This window comes from Methyloversatilis sp. XJ19-13 (assembly GCF_024580155.1).
Lineage (GTDB): Bacteria > Pseudomonadota > Gammaproteobacteria > Burkholderiales > Rhodocyclaceae > Methyloversatilis.
In genome coordinates, this window is the sequence record NZ_JANINH010000019.1 from 19,675 (window position 1) to 41,243 (window position 21,569).

General features: G+C 65.8%; 20 protein-coding genes. 18 read left to right on the plus strand and 2 right to left on the minus strand.

Annotated features, from left to right (window positions below):
* Positions 1-78: 78 nt before the first annotated feature.
* From NMQ14_RS17465 to NMQ14_RS17550, 18 genes are all read left to right on the plus strand, one after another.
* On the plus strand, positions 79-942 hold the full coding sequence (locus NMQ14_RS17465) for a glycosyltransferase family 2 protein (RefSeq protein ID WP_257098185.1): 864 nt from the start codon (positions 79-81) through the stop codon (positions 940-942).
* Positions 943-1,124: 182 nt separating this feature from the next.
* Positions 1,125-1,886, plus strand: coding sequence for a methyltransferase domain-containing protein (locus tag NMQ14_RS17470; RefSeq protein ID WP_257098155.1), 762 nt, complete (start codon positions 1,125-1,127; stop codon positions 1,884-1,886).
* A 3-nt stretch (positions 1,887-1,889) separates the two neighbouring features.
* A complete protein-coding gene (locus NMQ14_RS17475; RefSeq protein WP_257098156.1) occupies positions 1,890-3,098 on the plus strand; it encodes a glycosyltransferase in 1,209 nt (402 codons plus the stop codon).
* A 4-nt stretch (positions 3,099-3,102) separates the two neighbouring features.
* Positions 3,103-3,966, plus strand: a complete 864-nt coding sequence (locus tag NMQ14_RS17480) for a glycosyltransferase family 2 protein (protein WP_257098157.1) — start codon at positions 3,103-3,105, stop codon at positions 3,964-3,966.
* A 9-nt stretch (positions 3,967-3,975) separates the two neighbouring features.
* Positions 3,976-5,934, plus strand: a complete 1,959-nt coding sequence (asnB, locus tag NMQ14_RS17485; RefSeq protein ID WP_257098158.1) for an asparagine synthase (glutamine-hydrolyzing) — start codon at positions 3,976-3,978, stop codon at positions 5,932-5,934.
* Positions 5,921-7,072 (plus strand): glycosyltransferase family 4 protein, encoded by a 1,152-nt coding sequence (locus NMQ14_RS17490; RefSeq protein WP_257098159.1) that lies wholly within the window; start codon positions 5,921-5,923, stop codon positions 7,070-7,072. The genes asnB and NMQ14_RS17490 overlap by 14 nt, the downstream gene beginning before the upstream one ends.
* A 102-nt stretch (positions 7,073-7,174) precedes the next feature.
* Complete coding sequence (locus tag NMQ14_RS17495) at positions 7,175-8,158, plus strand: glycosyltransferase family 4 protein (RefSeq protein ID WP_257098160.1); 984 nt, start codon at positions 7,175-7,177, stop codon at positions 8,156-8,158.
* Positions 8,158-10,044, plus strand: a complete 1,887-nt coding sequence (locus NMQ14_RS17500) for a nucleoside-diphosphate sugar epimerase/dehydratase (RefSeq protein ID WP_257098161.1) — start codon at positions 8,158-8,160, stop codon at positions 10,042-10,044. The genes NMQ14_RS17495 and NMQ14_RS17500 overlap by 1 nt, the downstream gene beginning before the upstream one ends.
* On the plus strand, positions 10,041-10,856 hold the full coding sequence (locus NMQ14_RS17505) for a symmetrical bis(5'-nucleosyl)-tetraphosphatase (protein ID WP_257098162.1): 816 nt from the start codon (positions 10,041-10,043) through the stop codon (positions 10,854-10,856). Before NMQ14_RS17500 ends, NMQ14_RS17505 begins: the two co-directional genes overlap by 4 nt.
* 286 nt (positions 10,857-11,142) lie before the next feature.
* Positions 11,143-11,550 (plus strand): PTS sugar transporter subunit IIA, encoded by a 408-nt coding sequence (locus NMQ14_RS17510; protein ID WP_257098163.1) that lies wholly within the window; start codon positions 11,143-11,145, stop codon positions 11,548-11,550.
* The gene (locus NMQ14_RS17515; protein WP_069039008.1) at positions 11,537-11,806 is read left to right on the plus strand and encodes an HPr family phosphocarrier protein; all 270 of its coding nucleotides are present in this window, start codon (positions 11,537-11,539) and stop codon (positions 11,804-11,806) included. Before NMQ14_RS17510 ends, NMQ14_RS17515 begins: the two co-directional genes overlap by 14 nt.
* A gap of 1 nt (position 11,807) precedes the next feature.
* On the plus strand, positions 11,808-13,556 hold the full coding sequence (gene ptsP, locus NMQ14_RS17520; protein ID WP_257098164.1) for a phosphoenolpyruvate--protein phosphotransferase: 1,749 nt from the start codon (positions 11,808-11,810) through the stop codon (positions 13,554-13,556).
* A complete protein-coding gene (gene ruvC / locus NMQ14_RS17525; RefSeq protein WP_257098165.1) occupies positions 13,556-14,092 on the plus strand; it encodes a crossover junction endodeoxyribonuclease RuvC in 537 nt (178 codons plus the stop codon). Before ptsP ends, ruvC begins: the two co-directional genes overlap by 1 nt.
* A gap of 268 nt (positions 14,093-14,360) precedes the next feature.
* Positions 14,361-14,936 (plus strand): Holliday junction branch migration protein RuvA, encoded by a 576-nt coding sequence (gene ruvA / locus NMQ14_RS17530; RefSeq protein ID WP_257098166.1) that lies wholly within the window; start codon positions 14,361-14,363, stop codon positions 14,934-14,936.
* Positions 14,937-15,063: 127 nt separating this feature from the next.
* Positions 15,064-15,453, plus strand: coding sequence for a c-type cytochrome (locus NMQ14_RS17535; RefSeq protein ID WP_257098167.1), 390 nt, complete (start codon positions 15,064-15,066; stop codon positions 15,451-15,453).
* 207 nt (positions 15,454-15,660) lie between these two features.
* A complete protein-coding gene (gene metH, locus NMQ14_RS17540) occupies positions 15,661-19,344 on the plus strand; it encodes a methionine synthase (RefSeq protein WP_257098168.1) in 3,684 nt (1,227 codons plus the stop codon).
* A gap of 91 nt (positions 19,345-19,435) precedes the next feature.
* Complete coding sequence (locus NMQ14_RS17545) at positions 19,436-19,699, plus strand: type II toxin-antitoxin system ParD family antitoxin (RefSeq protein WP_257098169.1); 264 nt, start codon at positions 19,436-19,438, stop codon at positions 19,697-19,699.
* A complete protein-coding gene (locus NMQ14_RS17550; RefSeq protein WP_257098170.1) occupies positions 19,696-20,016 on the plus strand; it encodes a type II toxin-antitoxin system RelE/ParE family toxin in 321 nt (106 codons plus the stop codon). The genes NMQ14_RS17545 and NMQ14_RS17550 overlap by 4 nt, the downstream gene beginning before the upstream one ends.
* Positions 20,017-20,070: 54 nt before the next feature.
* Here NMQ14_RS17550 and NMQ14_RS17555 read toward each other — a convergent pair whose 3' ends face one another.
* Together NMQ14_RS17555 and NMQ14_RS17560 are read right to left on the minus strand one after the other, a co-directional pair.
* Positions 20,071-20,649 carry a 3'-5' exonuclease gene (locus NMQ14_RS17555; RefSeq protein ID WP_257098171.1) on the minus strand — a complete coding sequence of 193 codons (579 nt, stop codon included), beginning with the start codon at positions 20,647-20,649 and terminating at the stop codon, positions 20,071-20,073.
* Between the two features lie 416 nt (positions 20,650-21,065).
* Positions 21,066-21,443, minus strand: coding sequence for an isochorismatase family protein (locus NMQ14_RS17560; protein WP_373457206.1), 378 nt, complete (start codon positions 21,441-21,443; stop codon positions 21,066-21,068).
* Between the last annotated feature and the right edge of the window lie 126 nt (positions 21,444-21,569).

Below are 21,569 nucleotides of genomic sequence, written 5' to 3' on the forward strand. Positions count from 1 at the left end.
GGATTCTGTTTTGGCAATATTTGTCATTTCAGTCGAGGGTTTGTCAATTTTCCATTTCTAATTTTGGTGTATTGAGTGATGAATTCGTCGGTTAAAGTAAGTATAGGTATGCCCGTTTTTAATGGTGCTATCTTTATTGAATCGGCAATAGAATCGTTGTTGGCGCAATCGTTCACAAACTTTGAATTGATTATTTCCGACAACTGCTCAAGCGACCAGACTAGAGAGATATGTACGAAGTATCAAGCCGCTGACTCCAGGATCTGCTATTTTCGCCAAAGCGAGAATATTGGGGCTGCGGGAAATTTCGAGTTTGTGCTCAAAAAGGCTCGAGGTGAATTTTTCATGTGGGCTGCGCATGATGACTTGTGGGATCAATCGCATCTCGCTTCGGCTTTGGCTGTATTAGAGAATGATGGGTTGGATTTCGCATTCCCTAGTTTTTGGCTTGAGAGCACGCGCTTCGGCATTCGAAAGCGAGTCGATCCGCAGATGTTCGATTTTTTGGACCATCAAGACCGTCGCGTGAGGGTCTTGCGCTTCCTGGCATTACATCATATGTCGCACAAGTGCAATCTCGTGTATTCGTTGTTCCGAGTTGATTTGATACGCACTGCGTTGCGAATGCAGTCTATCGACGATGATGCAGTCTTGTCGGCAGTGTTGCTTGGGCTCTCCAGAGGCCGGGCGCTCAAGCAGAATTCTTTTCGTAAAAGGTATCAGCTTCTCTGGCCGGGTCTTTTTAATTTCCGGAGGTTTTTCAGTTTTTTTTTCCATGATCGTCGACCGTTCACGGAATATAAAGGCCGCGCCGTTTCAAAGCTAAGCGCTTTCTTTCCAGATTATTCGGCTGAAATTGAGAAGATTTTTTCGAAATATGGTGAATGGCGATACGGTCAAAAGTATAAAATATGCGATTCGGATTTTTACGAGGCGCGATGATGCATCTCTTGCTCAGAGAGGCGGTTCTTTTCTAGAAAGTGCTTCGGACGATTCACGGTGCCTATTTAAAATGTTTTTTGTGCGATTAGCGGCATTCGAGCGCTCATAACCTCACGATTACATCGGGCCCATTCAATGCCTCACTGATGCAACGCCTCCAGCCTTCCAGGATTTGATTCAACGTGATCGCCCTTCTCAGAAAACAGCTCCGCACGAACCCCCTGTTCGCCTTCAACCTCGTCTTCCGCGATCGCTGGGTGGCGCAGCAGGCGGCGTCGCTCCCTGCCGGCACGCGGGTGCTCGATGTGGGCGCCGGCTCCTGCCCCTACCGACCGCTGTTCGCGCACTGCGACTATCGCACGCAGGACTTCACCGGCCTGAAGGACGACCAGCTGCGGCACGGCGGTTACGGACAGATCGACTACATCTGCGATGCCGCGGCGATCCCGGCACCGGATGCCAGTTTCGACGCCGTGCTGTGTACCGAGGTGATCGAACACCTGGCCGAGCCGGAAAAGGTGATCAACGAGTTTGCGCGCCTGCTGCGCCCGGGCGGCCGGCTGATGCTGACGGCACCGCTCGGTTCCGGCATCCACCAGGAGCCGCATCATTATTTCGGCGGCTTCACGCCCTGGTGGCACCGGCGCGTGCTCGAAGCGGCCGGGTTCGAGTCGATTCACGTCGAAGCCAACGCCGGCTCGTTCCGCTTCTTTTCGCAGGAATCGCTGCGCTTTGCCGCCGGCACGATGCCGTTCCGTCGCCTGCCCCTGTTGCCCAGCCTGCTCTGGCTGCCGTTCTGGCTGCTGCTGCTGCCGGTGCTGGCCGGCCTGATTCCGCTGGCGGCCGCGCTGCTGGACCGCTACGACCGCGAGCAGCGCTTCACCATCGGCTATCACGTGACGGCGGTGCGTCGTGCTGCGGCGCCCGTCCTCGGGACGCCCTGAAGCATGAATATCCTGTGTGTGTTCGGTCGCCACAACTACGGCGACCCGTCGCGCGGCGAGGGCTACGAGTACAGCAACTTCCTGCCGGCGCTGCGTGCGCTCGGCCATGACGTGCACCATTTCGAATCGTGGGACCGCACGGCGCAGGCCGATTTCGCCGCGCTCAACACGGCATTGCTCGACCGTATCGATGCGCTGCGTCCGGACCTCGTGTTCTGCGTGCTGATGGGTTACGAAATCTGGTCGGAAACGCTGCAGACGTTGCGCGACGCGGGTCTGCCGGTGCTGAACTGGGGCACCGACGACTCATGGAAGTACAGCCAGTTTTCGCGTTTCGTCGCGCCCGAAGTCAGCCTGTGGGCGACCACCTCGCATGACACCGTCGACGCAGCCCGCGCCGACGGACTGGCCATGTTCCGCCTCAGCCAGTGGGCAGCCAGCGGCACCCGCACGCGCGAGCCGCTGGCGTCGGCCGACTGTGAGCATGACGTGAGCTTCATCGGCTCGGCCTACGGCAACCGGGGTCGCTGGGTCGAGCGTCTGCGCCAGCGCGGCTTGCCGGTCGCGTGCTTCGGCCAGGGCTGGCCGAGCGGGCCGGTGGCGGCAGAGCGCATTCCGGAGCTCTACCGCAGTTCGCGCATCAGTCTCAATTTCGGCGATTCGGGCTTGCAGTGGCGCGGCTTTCGCCCGTACCGCAGCCGGCAGATCAAGGCGCGCGTATTCGAGGTGCCGGCGGCTGGCGGGTGCCTGATGACGGAGGTCGCCGACCGTCTCGACGCGTATTACGCCTGCGGCAGCGAGATCGAAACCTTCACCGACGAGAGCGACCTGGTCGAGCGCGCGCGCGCGCTGCTGGCCGACCCGGCGCGCCGCGACGCCATGGCGTGGGCCGGCTACCGGCGCACCATGGCCGAACACCTGTACGAAAGGCGCTTCCAGCCATTGCTGGACGAATGCGCCGGGACGTCGCGCACGGCGGTCTGGCCGATTGATCGCACGAGATTCCTCCGGGCGGTGGCCGGGCATCGCAGCGGCCTCGCGCTGCGCGCGCTGCGCGGCCTGATGGTGCGGCCGATGCAGTGGCTGTGGGGCGAACGCCGCGGCGAGCGCGCCGCACGCCGGCTGCTCTTCGAACTGAGCTGGCGGCTGTGCGGTGCGGCGACCTATCGCGCGGCCGGTCTGCCCGGCCGGCTGTTCTACCGTGCGAGCTGACGCCGTGTCAGAAGCAGCGCCGCGCATCAGCGTCGTGCTGTCCTTCCGCGATGGCGGCAGCGGACTGGATGACGCCGTGGCGTCGCTGCAGTGGCAGACCGAAGAAGACTGGGAACTGATCGCCATCGACGACGGCTCGCGTGACGCGGGCGCCGAAATGCCGCGCCTGCTGGCCGACCCGCGCATCCGCCTGATCCGGCACGCGCACAGCGCCGGGCTGGCCACCCGGCTGAACGAGGGCGTGCGACTGGCGCGCGGCCGCTACATCGCGCGCATGGACGCCGACGACATCGCGCTGCCGCAGCGCCTGCGCGTGCAGGCCGACTACCTTGACGCACATCCGGACGTCGATCTGCTGGCGGCGTCGGTGCTCATGATCGATGACGCCGACGCGCCGATCGGCGTGGCGCTCAGCCCGACCGGGCATGACCAGCTCGTGCATCGTGCGGCGCTGCATTTTCCGATGCCGCATCCGACCTGGATGGGCCGGGCGGAGTGGTTCCGTGCGCATCCGTATGACGAGAAGGCCGTCAAGGCGCAGGACCAGCATCTGCTCTACTGCACTTTCCGCAGCAGCCGGTTCGCGGCGATCGGGCAGCCGCTGCTGGCCTACCGCTACGCGCAGCTGTCGGTGCGCAAGACGCTGCTCGGGCGCTACCACTTCCTGCGTGCGGTGTGGGCGCACGGCTCGCCGGTGGACGCCGTCGTGTCGACGATGCTGCACGCGGCAGCGGCCGTGCGCGATCTGCTGGCCATGGCCTTTCGCCGCGATCGGGACGTTATCCGTCGCCGCGTCGGTACGATCCCGGATACCCTGCGCGACGAATGGACAAGACTATCGGCGCAGCTTCGCGCCGCGCGGAACTGAAAGACACCCATGTGTGCAATTGCAGGACTGTGGTCGCCGCGCGCCGACCCCGCTGAAGCTGTGTTGGAGGCCATGGCGGCGACCATGCTGCATCGCGGTCCGGATGACGGCGGTACGTGGATCGACAGCGGGACCGGACTGGGCCTGGCGCACCGGCGGCTGGCCATCGTCGACCTGTCGCCAGCGGGCCATCAGCCGATGCAGTCGCGCTGCGGCCGTTACGTGATCGCCTTCAACGGGGAAATCTACAATCACGCCGCGCTGCGCGACGCGCTGGATGCGCAGCGCGGCGGGGCCACGCCGTGGCGCGGCCATTCCGACACCGAAACGCTGCTCGAGGCGTTTGCCGAGTGGGGCTTCGCAGCCACGCTGCAGCGCTGCGTCGGCATGTTTGCGCTGGCGCTGTGGGACCGCCAGGCGCGCGTGCTGCAGCTGGCACGCGACCGGCTCGGCGAGAAGCCGCTCTACTACGGTCGTGCGGGCAATGGCGATCTGGTGTTCGCGTCCGAATTGAAGGCGTTCGGCGCGCTGCCCGGCTGGTCGCCCGAAATCGACCGCCAGGCGGTATCGCTGTTCATGCGCTACGCCTGCGTGCCGGCACCGTGGTCGATCTATCGCGGCATCCGCAAGCTGGAGCCGGGCGCGATGGTGCGCTATGACGCGGTCGACGCCGAGCCGGTGATGGGGCGCTACTGGCATGCGCTGTCCGCCATCGAGGCGGCGCGCGCACAGCCGTTTTCCGGTTCGCTGCAGGACGCGGCAGACACGCTGGAGCAGCTGCTCGGCGACACGATCCGTCTGCAGAGCATGGCCGACGTGCCGCTCGGCGCCTTCCTGTCGGGCGGCATCGATTCGTCGACCGTGGTGGCGCTGATGCAGAAGCTGGGTGGCGCGCCGGTGCGCACCTTCAGCATCGGTTTCAACGAAGAGGGGTACGACGAGGCGCAGCACGCAGCGGCCGTGGCGCGCCATCTGGGCACGCAGCACACCGAACAGTACGTGACGGCCGACGAGGCGCGCGCGGTCATTCCGCTGCTGCCGCAGCTGTACGACGAGCCGTTCGGAGATTCGTCGCAGATCCCGACCTATCTGGTGTCGAAGCTGGCGCGCGGACATGTCACGGTAAGCCTGTCGGGCGACGGCGGTGACGAGCTGTTCGGCGGCTACAACCGCTACTTCATCGCGCAGGCGCTGTGGCGCAGGCTGTCCGGTCTGCCGACGCCGGTGCGGGCGCAGGCCGCAACGATGATCCGTCTGCTGCGGCCGGTCACCTGGTCGAAGCTGCTCAAGCCCTTCATGGGCCTGCTGCCGGCCCGCTACAACTACGCCAATCCGGGCGACAAGCTGCACAAGCTGGCCGAAGTGCTGGCGCTGGTCGAGCCGCGTGCGCTGTACGACCGACTGGTACGCTTCTGGGAATGGGACATCTGCCCCGGCGTCGAGCCGCCGGACGCGATGGCCGCCGATGCCGGCTGGGAGAGCTTCGGTGGCAACGACCGTTTCGTCGACGCGATGATGTATGCGGACACCGTGAGCTATCTGCCGGATGACATCCTGGTCAAGGTCGACCGCGCGTCGATGGCGGTCAGTCTGGAATCGCGCGTACCGATGCTCGACCACCGCATCCTTGAATTCGCGTGGCGCCTGCCGGACAGCGCGCGCGCATCGGGTGGCGTGGGCAAGCGCGTGCTGCGCGAAGTGCTGGCGCGCCACGTGCCGACCGCGCTGACCGACCGGCCGAAGATGGGGTTCGGCATTCCGATCGGCGAATGGCTGCGTGGTCCGCTGCGAGCCTGGGCGGATGCGCTGCTCGACCCGCAGCGCCTGCGCGCCGACGGTTATTTTGCGGCCGATCTGGTGCGCGCCCGCTGGGAGGAGCATCTGTCCGGCCGGCGCAACTGGGAGTATTCGATCTGGAACGCGCTGATGTTCCAGTCCTGGCTGGAGCACTGGCATGGCAAGCGGTAAGGCGCCGGTGTCGCTCGCCGGAAAGAAGCTCCTGTTTCTGGTGACCGAGGACTGGGCGCTCATTTCGCACCGGCTGCCGCTGGCGCTCGCCGCGATGGATCAAGGCATGCACGTGTTGGTGCTCGCCCGTACCGGCGATCGCGCCGACTACCTGCGCAGCCTTGGCCTCGAAGTGCACCACGTGCCGTTCGAGCGCGGCAGCCTGAACCCGTTCAGCGACCTCACGCTGCTGATGCATATCGTACGGCTGTACCGACAGCTCAGGCCCGACGTCGTACACCACGTTGCGCTCAAGCCCGTGATCTACGGCGGGCTGGCTGCCCGACTGACAGGCATGAAGCATGTGGTCAACGCGCTGCCCGGTCTGGGCTTCGTGTTTTCTTCATCGACGCTGACCGCACGCCTGCTCAAGCCCTTCGTGCGCGCCGTGCTGCGCAGTGTGCTGGCCGTGCCGGGCAGCCGCCTCATCCTTCAGAATCAGGATGATGTGCGCATGTTCACCCGGGAGGGTCTGGCACCCGAGCGGAGCATCCGTTTCGTCCCGGGTGTCGGCGTCGATCTCGATGCCTACAGTCGTGCGCCCGAGCCGGATGGTCGCGTCAGGATCGTGCTGCCGGCACGCATGCTGGTTGACAAGGGCGTCAATGAATTCGTCGAGGCCGCCCGCCTGCTGCACGCCCGCGGCATCGACGCCGATTTCGTGCTGGTCGGCGGCATCGACGCCGACAACCCGGCTGCCCTGAAGGCCGAACAGTTGCGGGCCTGGGAGCACGCCGGCCTGGTGAGCTGGAGCGGGCACTGCACCGACATGCCGGCCATGCTGGCGTCGGCCCACATCGTCTGCCTGCCGTCCTACCGTGAAGGTCTGCCCAAGGCGCTGCTGGAGGCCTGCGCCGCGGCGCGTCCCATCGTCACCACGGATGTGCCCGGCTGTCGCGAGGTCGTGCGCGACGGTGAGAACGGCCTGCTCGTGCGGGTGCGCGATGCCCGCGATCTGGCCGACAAGCTGGCGACGCTGATCGCCGATCGGTCGCTGCGATGGCGCATGGGGCAGACCGGACGCCGGATCGCCGAACGTGAGTACTCGGCGGCGCTGTCGTCCGAACAAACGATTTCGATCTATCGCGAACTGCTCTGAAGCCGATCCGCTCGCGCCCGCCGCAGCCGGTAATCCGCGAGAATGAGCGCCCATGCTTGATAATATGTCCGGCGGATCATCCGCACAGCCTTGCAGTCCTCAATGTCCATCGAATCAGTCCTGCCCGCCCTGACCGCCTTCGGCATGACTGCCATCGTGCTGCAACTGTTGCTGATGCGCGCCCGCCACCTGCTTCCGATGGATAGACCGAACGAGCGCTCGCTGCACACGCAGCCCGTTCCGCGTTTCGGTGGTCTGGCCATCCTGATCGGGGGTGCGCTGGCCCTGCCCCTGGCCGGCCAGTCCTGGGCCGGCTGGCTCTGGCCGGTGCCGGTGCTGGCCGCCGTGTCGCTGATCGACGACTTCGTCACCCTGCCTGCCGTACCACGCTTTGCGGTGCAGATCGGCGTGGCCGCTGCCTTCGCCGCATCGTTGATGGGCATCACCTGGTGGCTGCTGCCAACGGTCTTTGCAATGGTCTGGATGACCAATCTGTACAACTTCATGGATGGCTCCGACGGGCTGGCCGGCAGCATGGCGCTGATCGGCTTCGCTGGCTACGCGCTGCTTGCGGCACTGGGTGGCGACCTGCAGCTGATGTCGGTCTGCCTCGTGATTGCCGGCGCCGCGCTTGCGTTCCTGCTGCGCAATGTCCATCCGGCAAAGGTGTTCATGGGGGATGCCGGCTCGATTCCGCTCGGTTTCATGGCGGCCGCGATCGGCCTCATCGGCGTGGAACGCGGATTGTGGGATCTTTTTGCGCCCGCGATGCTCTTCCTCGTGTTCGTCGCGGATGCATCGGCAACGCTGGTGCGCCGGCTGCTGCGCGGCGAGCGCGTGTGGCAGGCGCACCGGACGCATTACTATCAGCGGCTGGTGCGCATGGGCCTGGGACATTCGGGCACGGCCCGACTGTATGTCGCGGCGATGGTGGGTTGCGCCGCCTCGACCGTGATCATGCAGATGCTGTCGCCGGCCCGCACGATCTGGTTGCTTGTCGCGTGGTGCCTGCTGTTCGGCGCCATGGGGCGGCGTATCGACAAGCGCTGGCGGTCGTTCGAATCGAAGCTGACGGAGGGTCAGTGATGAAATTGCTTTCCCGTTCCACGGTTGTATTCCTGTGCGACATCGTGCTTGCCGGCGCCGCCTGGTATCTGTCCTTCCTGCTGCGCTTCAACTTTTCCATCCCGGAAGATTTCGTCCGCTCGCTGTGGGTCACGCTTCCGTGGGTCGTCGGGGCGCAGGCGCTGGTGTTCCGGCTGATCGGGCTCTACCAGGGCATCTGGCGCTTCGCCAGCCTGCCTGACCTGCAGCAGCTGGTGCGTTCGGTCGCCGCGGCGGCGCTGTGCGCGCCACTGATCGTGCTGCTCGGCATGTCGGTCGTCGTGCCGCGTTCGGTCTACGTGCTGGACCCCATCCTGCTGATCATCCTGATGGGTGGAGTGCGCTTTGCATACCGCGCCTGGCGCGAGCATCGCGAATTCGGCGCGCTGATGGCCAAGGGCAAACCGGTGCTCGTGCTGGGTGCCGGCGAGACGGCGGCGCGGCTGCTGCCGGACATCAGCCGCTCGGGCCAGTGGCGCGTGGTCGGCCTGCTCGACGACAACGCGAAGAAGCACGACCGCACGCTGTACGGCTTGCGCGTGCTCGGACCGGTGCGCGAGCTTGAACGGCTGGCGCGCGAAATGAAGGTGTCGCACGCCATCATCGCCATGCCGAACGCTTCGCACGAGGCGCGGCGCGATGCCGCCAACACGTGCGTGCGGGCCGGCGTGAAGCCGATGACCGTGCCGTCCTTCGATGACCTGATCAGCGGAAAGGTGTCGGTCGCCGCCGTACGCGAGGTCGAGGTGGAAGACCTGCTCGGGCGCGATCCGGTCAAGATCGACGCGCCGCGCCTGCGTCAGCTGATCGAAGGTCAGGTGGTCATGGTGACAGGCGCCGGCGGCTCGATCGGCTCCGAACTGTGCCGGCAGATTGCGCGTTTTTCGCCGTCGGCCATCGTGGCGTTCGAACGCGGCGAATTCTTCCTCTACAACCTGGTGGAAGAATTCGCCGAGGTGTTTCCGCAGCAGCGCATCGAGCCGGTGATCGGCGACGTGCGCGACGAGACGCGCCTGACTGCGGCGATGCAGCAATACCGCCCGGTCGTCGTGTTCCATGCCGCCGCCTACAAGCACGTGCCGCTGATGGAAGGCGCCAATGCGGCCGAGGCCGTTCGCAACAATGTCGGCGGCACACTGGCGGCGGCGCGCGCGGCGCAGGCTTGCGGCGTACCGCGCTTCGTGCTGGTGTCGACCGACAAGGCGGTAAACCCGGTGAACGTGATGGGAGCCACCAAGCGGCTGGCCGAAATGGCCTGCCAGGCGCTGGCTGCGCGCGGCGGCACGACCGCCTTCAGCACGGTGCGCTTCGGCAACGTGCTGGGCAGTGCCGGCAGCGTCATCCCGAAGTTCCAGGAACAGATTGCGCGCGGCGGGCCGGTTACCGTGACCCATCCGGACATCATCCGTTATTTCATGTCCATCCCCGAGGCGGCGCAGCTGGTGCTGCAGGCGGCGCTGATGGGCGAGGGCGGCGAAATCTTCGTGCTCGACATGGGCGAGCCGGTGCGCATCGCCGATCTGGCGCGCGACATGATCCGCCTGTCCGGTGCGTCGGAAGACGAAGTGAAGATCGAATTCACCGGCTTGCGGCCGGGCGAAAAGCTGTTCGAGGAGCTGTTGGCCAGCGACGAAACCACACGGCCGACCCATCACCCCAAGGTACGCATTGCGCGTGCCCGGGTGATCGATGACACGCTGTGGCTGGCCCGTCTCGAACGCTGGCTGTCCGGTGCACTGCCCGTCGATCCGGTGGCGCTGCGCAGCGAGCTGGCGCAGTGGGTCACCGAATACAAACCGCAGAACGACGCACCGCAGCCGGTGATGCTGGCGCCCGCGGCAGCCGGACCGGACAGTCAGCAGGCATGAGCACCTACGCGATCGGCGATCTGCAGGGCTGTTTCGATCCACTCGAAGCACTGCTTGAACATTGCGGCTTCGATCGCAGGCACGATCGCCTGTGGTTTGTCGGCGATCTGGTCAATCGTGGCCCGAAATCGCTCGAAACGCTGCGCTTCGTGCGCGATCTGGGCGACGCTGCCGTCACGGTGCTCGGCAACCACGACCTGTCGCTGCTGATGATCGCGGCCGGCCAGGGCAAACGGCACCGTCTCGACACCTTTCACCACGTGCTCGACGCACCCGATGGCGACGAGTTGATCGACTGGCTGCGCCAGCGCCCGATGATGCACGTCGAGGGCGACTACGCCATGGTGCACGCCGGCCTGTTGCCGCAGTGGGACATCGCGCAGGCGCTGGCGCTGGCGCACGAGGTCGAGGCGGCGCTGCGCGGACCGCAATCGGTCGAATTCATGCAGCGCATGTGGGGCAGCGAACCGGCTCAGTGGCGCGACGACCTGCACGGATGGGACCGCCTGCGCATCGTCGTCAATGCGCTCACCCGCATGCGCTTCTGCACGCCTGACGGTCGCATGGAATTCCACAGCAAGGGCGCACCCGAGGAGCCGCCGGATGGCTATCTGCCGTGGTTCGACAACGCGGCCGCGCGCTGGCGCAGCCATACGGTGGTGTGCGGCCACTGGTCGGCGCTCGGCTATCGCACCGCCGATCACGTCATCGCACTCGATTCCGGCTGTCTGTGGGGCGGCGCGCTCACCGCGCTGCGGCTCGACGACCGCGCGGTGTTCCAGGTGCCGTGCGAGCGCTGCGCGACGTTCTGAGCCGTCGGTCGGGTCTCGGGAGCGGCGGTCTGTGAGCGCGGCGGCCCTGTGGGAGCGGCGGCCTCGCCGCGATTCGCACGCTGCACAACGATGGTCGCGGCACGATCGCGGCGAGGCCGCCGCTCCCACAGGACTGCTCCAGAGGGTCGTCTGCGGCTGTTGCTCTGGATCCGGAGGCAGTGCCCGCCGGCATCATCCGACCGGGCCGGCCCGTGGAAGATGTCGAGCGATCTGCGATTTGGGGCCAACAGACCCTAGAATGCGGGCTCGCCTACGGAGGATTTCCATGATCGGGTTGTTTCTGATCACCCACAGCAGTTACGGCGAATCGCTGATCCAGTGCGCCTGCCACGTTCTCAACACCCGGCCGGTGCAGATGGCGCAGCTGGGCGTTTCGGGTCAGGACGACCCGCTCGACCTGCTGCCGCTGGCCCGCAAGTGGCTGTCGGTCGTCGACACCGGCGACGGCGTGCTGCTGCTGACCGATGTGTTCGGCGCCACGCCGTCCAACCTCGCGCAGAAACTGTGCGAGCCGGGGCGGATCGAGGCGGTGGCCGGCCTGAATCTGCCGATGCTGCTGCGTACGCTGACCTACCGCGAACGCGAAACGCTGCACGGTCTGGTGAACCGGGCAGTGAGCGGCGGTCGCGACGGAGTGATGGCCATGAGGACGACGCGCGATGCCAAGACGTGACATCACCATCATCAACAAGCTGGGCCTGCATGCGCGCGCCTCGGCCAAGCTGACCCAGCTGGCCAGCCGTCATCAGTGCGAAGTCTGGCTGGAGCGCAACGGCCGCCGCATCAACGCCAAGAGCATCATGGGCGTGATGATGCTGGCCGCCGGCAAGGGCAGCACGATCACCATCGATACCGAAGGCAGCGATGCCGACGCGGCGATGGCCGGGCTGGTCGCGCTGATCGAAGACCGTTTTGGCGAAGGCGAGTAACGTGACCTTTACGTTGCACGGTCTCGCGGTGTCGGGCGGCATCGCGATCGGCCATGCCTACCTCGTGTCGCACGCCACGCTCGAGGTGGCGCACTACGCCGTGGCCCCGCGCAAGATCGAGGACGAAATCCTCCGCCTGTCGCGCGCCTTCGACACGGTGCGCACCGAGCTGGCCGAGCTGCGCAGCGGGCTGGTCACCGACAGCTCCGAAGCGCTGGGCGAACTGCTTGCCTTCGTCGATCTGCACAGCATGATTCTCGACGACCCGATGCTGCTCGACGAGGCGCGCGAATTCATGCGCACGCGCCGCTGCAACGCCGAGTGGGCGATCAAGCGGCAGATGGACCGACTGGTCGAACAGTTCGACCAGATCGACGACGCCTACCTGCGCAGCCGCAGCGCCGACGTGGTGCAGGTGGTCGAGCGCGTGCTCAAGGTGCTGGCCGGCAAGCGCAACCGCATGAGCACACGCCGGCGCGACACCGACAGCATCGTCGTCGCGCATGACCTGTCTCCGGCCGACACCATCCAGTTCAAGGCACAGCGCATTGCCGCCTTCGTGACCGATCTCGGCGGCGCCACCTCGCACACCGCCATCGTCGCGCGCAGTCTGGCCATTCCGGCGCTGGTCGGCATGCATCAGGCACGCACGCTGATCCAGGACGACGACATGCTCATCGTCGATGGCCTGCGCGGCGTACTGATCATCAATCCGGACGACAACATCCTCGACGAGTACCGGCTGCGCGCGCGCGAGATCGAGATCGAGCGCTCGAAGCTGAAGCGCCTGGTCGGCGGTGTTGCGAGCACGCTCGACGGCGAGGTGGTGCAGCTGTACGCCAACATCGAACTGCCGCAGGACGTCGAGCAGGTGCGCGAGGTGGACGCCGACGGCATCGGCCTGTTCCGCACCGAATTCATGTTCCTGAACCGCGACACGCTGCCCGACGAGGACGAACAGTTCGAGGCCTATCGCAGTGTCGTGCAGGCGATGAAGGGCAAGCCGGTCACGCTGCGCACGCTGGACATCGGCGCCGACAAGGCGCTGCGCGGCGCACAGCGCAGCGAAGCCAATCCGGCGCTGGGCCTGCGTGCCATCCGCTATTGCCTGGCCGAACCGCGCATGTTCGTCACGCAACTGCGTGCCATCCTGCGCGCCTCGCACTACGGCAGCGTGCGCATCATGCTGCCCATGGTGGCGTTCCAGCACGAGATTGAATCGGCGCTCGCCCTGGTCGCGCTGGCGCGCCAGCAGCTGCGCGAGGCCGGACGCAAGTTCGACGAGCGCGTGCCGGTCGGCGCCATGGTCGAAATTCCGGCCGCCGCGCTGGCACTGGGCACGCTGATGAACCACTTCAGTTTCCTGTCCATCGGCACCAATGACCTGATCCAGTACACGCTGGCCATCGACCGTGCCGACGAGGCGGTGGCGCATCTTTATGATCCGCTGCATCCGGCGGTGCTGCGGCTGATCCAGCAGGTGATCGCGCAGGCCAAGCGCGCCGGCATGCCGGTGGCGGTGTGCGGCGAAATGGCCGGCGAGCCACAGTTCGCCCGCCTGCTGCTCGGCATGGGGCTGCGCCAGTTCTCGATGCACCCCTCGCAGCTGCTGGAAGTGAAGCGCGAAGTGCTGCGCTGCGACTGCGGCGACGTCGCTCCGCGCGTGCTCAAGCTGCTGCGCTCCGACGACCCGCTGCGCATCCGCGAGCAGCTGGAACGCATCAACACCGGCATGACGCCGGTGCAGTGATGCGCATACTCGGCATCGACCCCGGTCTGCGCATCACCGGTTTCGGCGTGCTGGAAGCGGTGGGCGCGAAGTTGCAGTACGTGGCCAGCGGCCGCATCACGTCGAACGAACGCGATCCGCTTCCGTCGCGCATCGCCATGCTGTTCGAAGGCATCCGCGAGGTGGTCGACACCTGGCAGCCGACGCACGCCGCGGTCGAAATCGTGTTCGTGAACGTCAATCCGCAATCGACGCTGCTGCTCGGCCAGGCGCGCGGCGCGGCACTGTCGGCGCTGACCGCAGGCGGTCTGCCGGTGGCCGAATACACCGCATTGCAGGTGAAGCAGGCGGTGGTCGGTCACGGCAAGGCGAACAAGGAACAGGTGCAGTTCATGGTGACGCGCCTGCTTGCGCTGGCCGCCACGCCAGGCACCGACGCCGCTGACGCGCTGGCCTGCGCCATCTGCCACGCGCACGCCGCCCGCGGCATCGGCGCACTGGCCGGCCCCGGCAGCCGCCGCCGCGGCGGCCGCATCATCGCGCGTCGTCCGGCCTGACGCAGGTATCGGTGCTGCCGGGAGCGGTGGCCTGTGGAAGCGGCCCCTGTGGGAGCGGCGGCCTCGCCGCGATAGTGCTGTGACCAGCGTTGTGCAGAGTGCGAATCGCGGCGAGGCCGCCGCTCCCACAGCAAGCTCCCACACAGCCTTTCCTCTCAGGCCGCATCCCGGGGCGGTCGCTCGCCTACAATCGCGGCATTCACGGGGCGCGCGCGCTTGCGGCCAGGCATGCAGAGCGCTCCCGGTCACCCCTGATTCCGGAGTCCCCATGATCGGTCGCCTCACCGGCACGCTGCTTGAGAAGAACCCGCCGCGCATCCTGCTTGACGTGCAGGGCGTGGGGTATGAAGTCGATGTGCCGATGAGCACCTTCTACAACCTGCCGTCGGCCGGTGAGCGGGTGACGCTGCATACCCACTTTGTGGTGCGCGAAGACGGTCACTTCCTGTTCGGCTTCGCGTCGCCGGCCGAGCAGGCGGCCTTCCGCCAGCTGGTGAAGATCACCGGCATCGGGCCGCGCATGGCGCTGGCCGTGCTGTCCGGCATGTCGGTGGATGAACTGGCGCGCGTGGTGGCCATGCAGGAAGCCGGGCGCCTGACCAAGATCCCCGGCATCGGCAAGAAGACTGCCGAACGGCTGCTGCTGGAGCTGCGCGACAAGCTGCTGCCGACCGCCTCGCTGGCCAGCGCCGTGGCACCCGACGCTGGCGCCGACATCCTGAATGCGCTGATGGCGCTCGGCTACAGCGAGCGCGAAGCGCAGTCTGCGCTGCGCACGCTGCCCGAGGGCGTGGGCGTGTCGGACGGAATCCGGCAGGCCTTGAAGGCCTTGTCGAAGGCTTGAGTGGCGGTTTCACCACGCGCCGCTGTTGCGGCGCAACATCCGTTTGATGTGCATCAATCCCGCGGTCAGGCGCCGGTCGTAGCGTGTACGCATCGTTCCGAAGCCTTCAACCATCAGGAGTTTCATCATGCACATCGTCCACACCGCACTGGCTGCCGGCCTCGTGTCGCTCAGCCTGATCAGTACGCCTGCGCTGGCCGATCCGGCGAAAGATACCGCCATGCTCAAGCTGGCCGCCAACAGCGGCTGCACCGTCTGTCACAGCGTGGAACCCGCAGCCAAGGCCGACGGCAGTGTTCCGGTCGGCCCGCCGTGGCGCGACGTCGCGTCGCGCTACTACGGCGTCAAGGATGCGCAGACCACGCTGACGCAGATCGTCATGCACGGCTCCAGCCCGTATTCCAGCCACTGGAAGGGCAAGGTCGGTGGACTGGCGATGCCGCCGAACGAGGTCGCCATCAGCGAAGCCGATGCGAAAAAGCTGGTCGGCTGGATCCTTTCGCTCGATGTGAGATAGGCACGCTTGACTTGGTGTGCGCACACTTCTAATGTGCGCACTCGCGCCGATGTGAGCCACAGCTTGCGGGCGCGTTACAAAGAGAGTCCCGACCCGTCGGTACGCTTCCTGCGTTCGACGGGTTTTTGCATTGGTGCCGCCATGATGGCGTGACGTCATTGCCTTGACCCTCTGCAGTGCCGACCGCCCCGCACCACGGAGACCCAGATGATTCGCCCCGACTGCACCGACCTGCTGAACGACCTGATGACCCGCCGCATCCTGATCCTGGATGGCGCGATGGGCACCATGGTGCAGCGGCACAAACTGGTCGAGGCCGACTACCGGGGCGAGCGCTTCGCCGTGCATCCGAAGGACCTCAAGGGCAACAACGACCTGCTGCTGCTGACCCGGCCCGACGTGATCCGCGGCATCCACGCCGCCTATCTGGAAGCCGGCGCGGACATCATCGAAACCAATACCTTCAACGCCACCGTGATTTCGCAGGCCGAATATGGCCTGGAGTCGGTGGTGCATGAAATCAACTTCACCGGCGCCCGCCTGGCGCGCGAGGTGTGCGACGAATACACCGCGAAAAACCCGGACAAGCCGCGCTTCGTCGCCGGCGTGCTCGGCCCGACGTCGCGCACCTGTTCGCTGTCGCCCGACGTGAATGACCCGGGCTACCGCAACGTGAGTTTCGACCAGCTGGTGGACGACTACGTCGCCTCCGCGCGCGGTCTGACCGAAGGCGGCGCCGACCTGCTGCTGATCGAAACCATCTTCGACACGCTGAACGCCAAGGCCGCCATCTTCGCGGTCGAGAAGTTCTTCGAAGAAGAAGGCCGCCGCTGGCCGGTCATGATTTCCGGCACCATCACCGACGCGTCCGGCCGCACATTGTCCGGCCAGACCGGCGAGGCGTTCTGGAACTCGCTGCGCCATGCCAACCCGATTTCGTTCGGCTTCAACTGCGCGCTCGGCCCGAAGGAATTGCGGCCGCACGTCGAAGAACTGTCGCGCATCGCCGACACCCACGTGTCGGCCCACCCGAACGCCGGCCTGCCGAATGCCTTTGGCGAGTACGACGAATCGCCGGCCGACATGGTGAAACACATCGCCGAATGGGCGAGATCCGGCTTCCTGAACATCGTCGGCGGCTGCTGCGGCACCACGCCGGACCACATCCGCGCGTTCGCCGAAGCCATGGAAGGCATCGCGCCGCGCCGCGTGCCGGAGATCGAACGCAAGCTGCGCCTGTCCGGGCTGGAGGCGTTCAATGTCGGCGCCGACGCGCTGTTTGTGAACGTCGGCGAGCGCACCAACGTCACCGGCTCGAAGGCCTTCGCGCGCATGATTCTCGAAGGCCGCTTCGACGACGCGCTGGCAGTCGCCCGCCAGCAGGTCGAAAACGGCGCCCAGGTCATCGACATCAACATGGACGAGGCGATGCTCGATTCGGTCGCCGCGATGGACCGCTTCCTGAAGCTGATCGCCTCCGAACCCGACATTTCGCGCGTGCCCATCATGCTCGATTCGTCGAAGTGGACGGTCATCGAAGCCGGCCTTAAGTGCATCCAGGGCAAGGGCGTCATCAATTCGATCTCGATGAAGGAAGGCGAAGCCGAATTCCTGCGTCAGGCCAAGCTGGCGCGCCGTTACGGCGCGGCGGTCATCGTCATGGCCTTCGATGAAAAGGGCCAGGCCGACACCTGGGCGCGCAAGACCGAAATCTGCCAGCGCGCCTACACGCTGCTGACCGAAACGGTTGGCTTTCCGCCGGAAGACATCATCTTCGACCCGAACATATTCGCCATCGCCACCGGTATCGCCGAGCACGACAACTACGCGGTCGATTACATCGAGGCGGTCGGCTGGATCCGCGACAACCTGCCGTACGCCAAGACCTCGGGCGGCGTGTCGAATGTGAGCTTTTCGTTCCGCGGCAACGACCCGGTGCGCGAAGCCATCCATACGGTGTTCCTGTATCACGCGATCCGCAACGGCCTGTCGATGGGCATCGTCAACGCTGGCCAGCTCGGCGTGTATGAAGACATTCCGCAGCCGCTGCGCGACAAGGTCGAGGACGTGGTGCTCAACCGCAGCCCAGGGGCCGGCGAGGCGCTGGTCGAATTCGCCATCACGGTGAAGGGTTCCGCGCGCGAGAACGAGAAGGATCTGGCCTGGCGCGAGTGGCCGGTCGACAAGCGGCTGGAGCACGCGCTGGTCAAGGGCATCACCGAATTCGTCGTCGAGGACACCGAAGAGGTACGCGCGCGGCTGGCCGCCGAAGGCAAGCCGCCGCTGGCCGTGATCGAAGGCCCGCTGATGGCCGGCATGAACCACGTCGGCGACCTGTTCGGCGCCGGCAAGATGTTCCTGCCGCAGGTGGTGAAGTCGGCGCGCGTGATGAAGCAGGCGGTGGCGCATCTGCAGCCCTACATCGAGGCGTCGAAGAAGGTCGGCGAAACCAAGGGTCGCGTCGTCATGGCGACGGTGAAGGGCGATGTGCACGACATCGGCAAGAACATCGTCGGCGTGGTGCTGGGCTGCAACGGCTACGACGTGATCGACCTCGGCGTCATGGTGTCGTGCGAGAAGATTCTCGCCGCCGCGCGCGAGCACAAGGCGAACGTGATCGGCCTGTCCGGCCTGATCACGCCTTCGCTCGAGGAAATGAGCCACGTCGCGTCGGAAATGAAGCGCGAAGGCTTCGACATTCCGCTGCTGATCGGCGGCGCGACCACGTCGCGCGCGCACACCGCGATCAAGATCGCACCGTTCTACGACCATCCGGTCGTGTACGTGCCGGACGCCTCGCGCGCGGTCGGCGTGGCGACCAGCCTGCTGTCGATAGATCAGCGCGCCGGTTTTGCCGCCGAGGTGGCCGCCGACTACGTGAAGATCCGCGAACAGCACGCCGCCAAGAAGGGGCAGAAGCTGGTGTCGCTGAACGAGGCGCGCGGCAACGCCTATGTCAGCGGCTGGGGCAGCGAGGTCGTGCCCGTGCGTCCCGCGAAGACTGGCCGTCAGGTCATTGTCGACCAGGACCTCGCGGCGCTGGTCGACTACATCGACTGGAGCCCGTTCTTCCAGACCTGGGAGCTGTCGGGGCCCTACCCGGCCATCCTCGACGACGCGGTGGTCGGTGACGAGGCGCGCAAGCTGCTCATCGACGCGCAGGCCATGCTGCAGCGGATCATCGACGAAAAGTGGCTGACCGCGCGCGCCGTGTTCGGCGTGTGGCCGGCCAACAGCAACGGTGACGACATCGAGTTCTATACCGACGACACGCGTCAGACCACCGCGATGGTGTGGCACAACCTGCGCCAGCAGCACGAACGCCCGGCCGGCAAGCCGCACTTCTGCCTGTCCGACTTCGTCGCGCCGCGCGCCAGCCGCGTGGCCGACTGGGCGGGCGCCTTCGTCGTGACCGCCGGCATCGGCATCGAAGCGAAGCTGGCCGAATTCGCGAAAACCCACGACGACTACAGCAGCATCATGCTGAAGTCGCTGGCCGACCGTCTGGCCGAAGCCTTCGCCGAATGGCTGCATGCACGCGTGCGCCGCGTGCACTGGGGCTACGCCGCCGGCGAGGCGCTCGACAATGCCGCGCTGATCGCCGAGAAGTATCAGGGTATCCGCCCGGCGCCTGGCTATCCGGCCTGCCCGGACCACACCGAGAAGGGCGACATGTTCCGCCTGCTCGACGTCGAAGCGGCTATCGGCGTGTCGCTGACCGAGAGCTACGCGATGTTTCCGACCGCAGCGGTCAGCGGCTTCTACCTTGCGCACCCGCAGGCGCAGTACTTTGCCATCACCAAGGTCGGCCCCGACCAGGTCGCCGATCTGGCGGCGCGCAAGGGTCTGCCCGAACCGGTGATGAAGCGCTGGCTGGCGCCGGTGCTGTAAACGTTGCGAAGTCGGCGCAGCCGACGGCACACATGGCATCCATTGACAATGGATGCCATGGTCGCGATGCTTCAGTCTGGAGGAAGACGCCATGCAGACCATGAACATTTCCTTGCCCGAACCAATGAAGCGATTTGTCGAACAACAGATTGCGTCCGGCCGCTATGGCAATGTCAGTGAATACGTCCGTGCGCTGATTCGCGAGGACGAAAGGCAGCATGCGCAGGAAAAGCTTGAAGCGTTGTTGCTGCAGGGGCTCGAAGGAGAGGCTGCGGCGCTTACCGATGACGACTGGCGCAGCATCAGGGAGACCGCCGTTGCGCAGCTCAAGGCAAGGGCCGTTCGTCGCGCATGAAGCGGGTCGTGCGCAGTTCGTCGGTTCGCGCCGATCTGACCGCGCACTTCGTCTATCTCGCGGAGCAGGCGGGCGAGCCCACGGCCGACCGTTTTCTGCGGTGCGTCCGTGAAAGCACCGCCACGCTTGCGCAGCAGCCCGAAATCGGTGCCTTGATCGACACCTTGAATCCGGCACTCGCGGGCATGCGCAAATGGCGCGTGCGCGAATTTGACCACTTCCTCATCTTCTATTTACCGCGCGAGAACGATGTTCTGCTGGTGCGCGTACTGCACACGGCACAGGACTGGTGGTCCTTGCTTGACGTGGCGCCTTGAGCGGCTGAGGTCCGCCAGCGGCACGGATTGCGGGGCACGAAGCGTCAGACGCGGTCAGTCTCCGGTGGCCCGCGGATCGTCCGCCGGCAGCGCCAGCGCCTCGAACACCTTCAGCGCCGCCCACGCGTCGTTCGCGGCGTACAGCACCTGTGCTGGCGTGAGCACCGGCAGCGACCAGTTCGACGTGGTCACCGACTTCGACTTGCGAAAGTTCTGCCCCAGCACCACACCGACCGCCGCGCGCACCCCGATCGAGTTGTTGTAGCCCTGCTTGCGGAACACGCGGTCCAGATCGACCAGTCCGCGCGGCACCACACCCAGCTTGGCTAGCACCTGTGAGCGGTCCGACGACAGGCCGAAGCCGATCTTCAGCACCTCTTCGTCATGCAGCAGCTCGGCCAGCACCGGCCAGCAGTCGCGATGATGCAGCTGGAACACGTACGCACGATCGGTCAGCGCGAACTGCACCACATGCGGGCCGCTGCTCACCTCGCCCGGCTTGAAGGTGGGTTTCGACTCGGTGTCGAAGCCGACCTGCCGCGCCGCGCGGATGTCGGCCGCCGCCGCGGCAAAGGCAGCCGGCGTCGCCGGCACATGGATGCAGTCCGGCGGCACGCCGGGAAATACGGGCAACAGGTCAGTTTCCGCTTTCGAAGGGGCGGTTTTTCGCATCGCGGTGGTTTCGGGTTCGCCGAGGATGGGGCGGGGGGATGATCGCTCAGTCCGGTGGATTTCGACAGCACGGCCGGAATCCACCCGTGGTGATCCGGTGGGGGCGACATCTGTGGGAGCAGCAGCCTGTTGGTGTGGCGGCCTTGTGGGAGCGGCGGCCTCGCCGCGATCGGCGCGTTGATCAACGATCATCGCGGCATCAATCGCGGCGAGGCCGCCGCTCCCACAGGGGCACTCCCCACAGGGGCACTCCCCACAGGGGCACTCCCCACAGGGGCACTCCCCACAGGAGCAGCCCTCATAGGGATAACGCCCACAAGGGCCGCGCCACACAGCCGGCACGGCTCACGGGAGCATGTCCCTGCGCCGGACTGCCTTCAGCCCTTCAGCGCCGCGTAGCGGGTCATCCGGTTGCGGTAGTCGGGGATGTGGTTGGACAGCAGCGTGGCCAGGCCTTCGACGTCGTTGCGCCAGTCGCGGTGCAGTTCGCAGGCCACGCCGAACCAGTTGATCAGTTGCGCGCCGGCCTGCGACATGCGGTCCCAGGCGGAATGGCGTGCGATGTCGTTGAAGGTGCCGGAGGCGTCGGTGACGACGAATACGTCGAACCCTTCCTCGATCGCCGACAGCGCCGGGAAGGCGACGCACACTTCGGTGACCACGCCGGCGATGATGAGCTGCTTGCGACCGGTGGCCTTGATCGCCTTGACGAAGTCCTCGTTGTCCCGGGGGCTGTTCTCGGTCGGTTTGTCCAATGCGTTGGCGTTTAGAAGGCTGCGAACAAGGCGCGCGACGCTGTCGAGACTGGCCGTCTCGACGAGGAGCGCAACGCAGTGCGCAGCCTTCTAAACACCAACCCGTAGGGCCCTGGGCGGATGCCC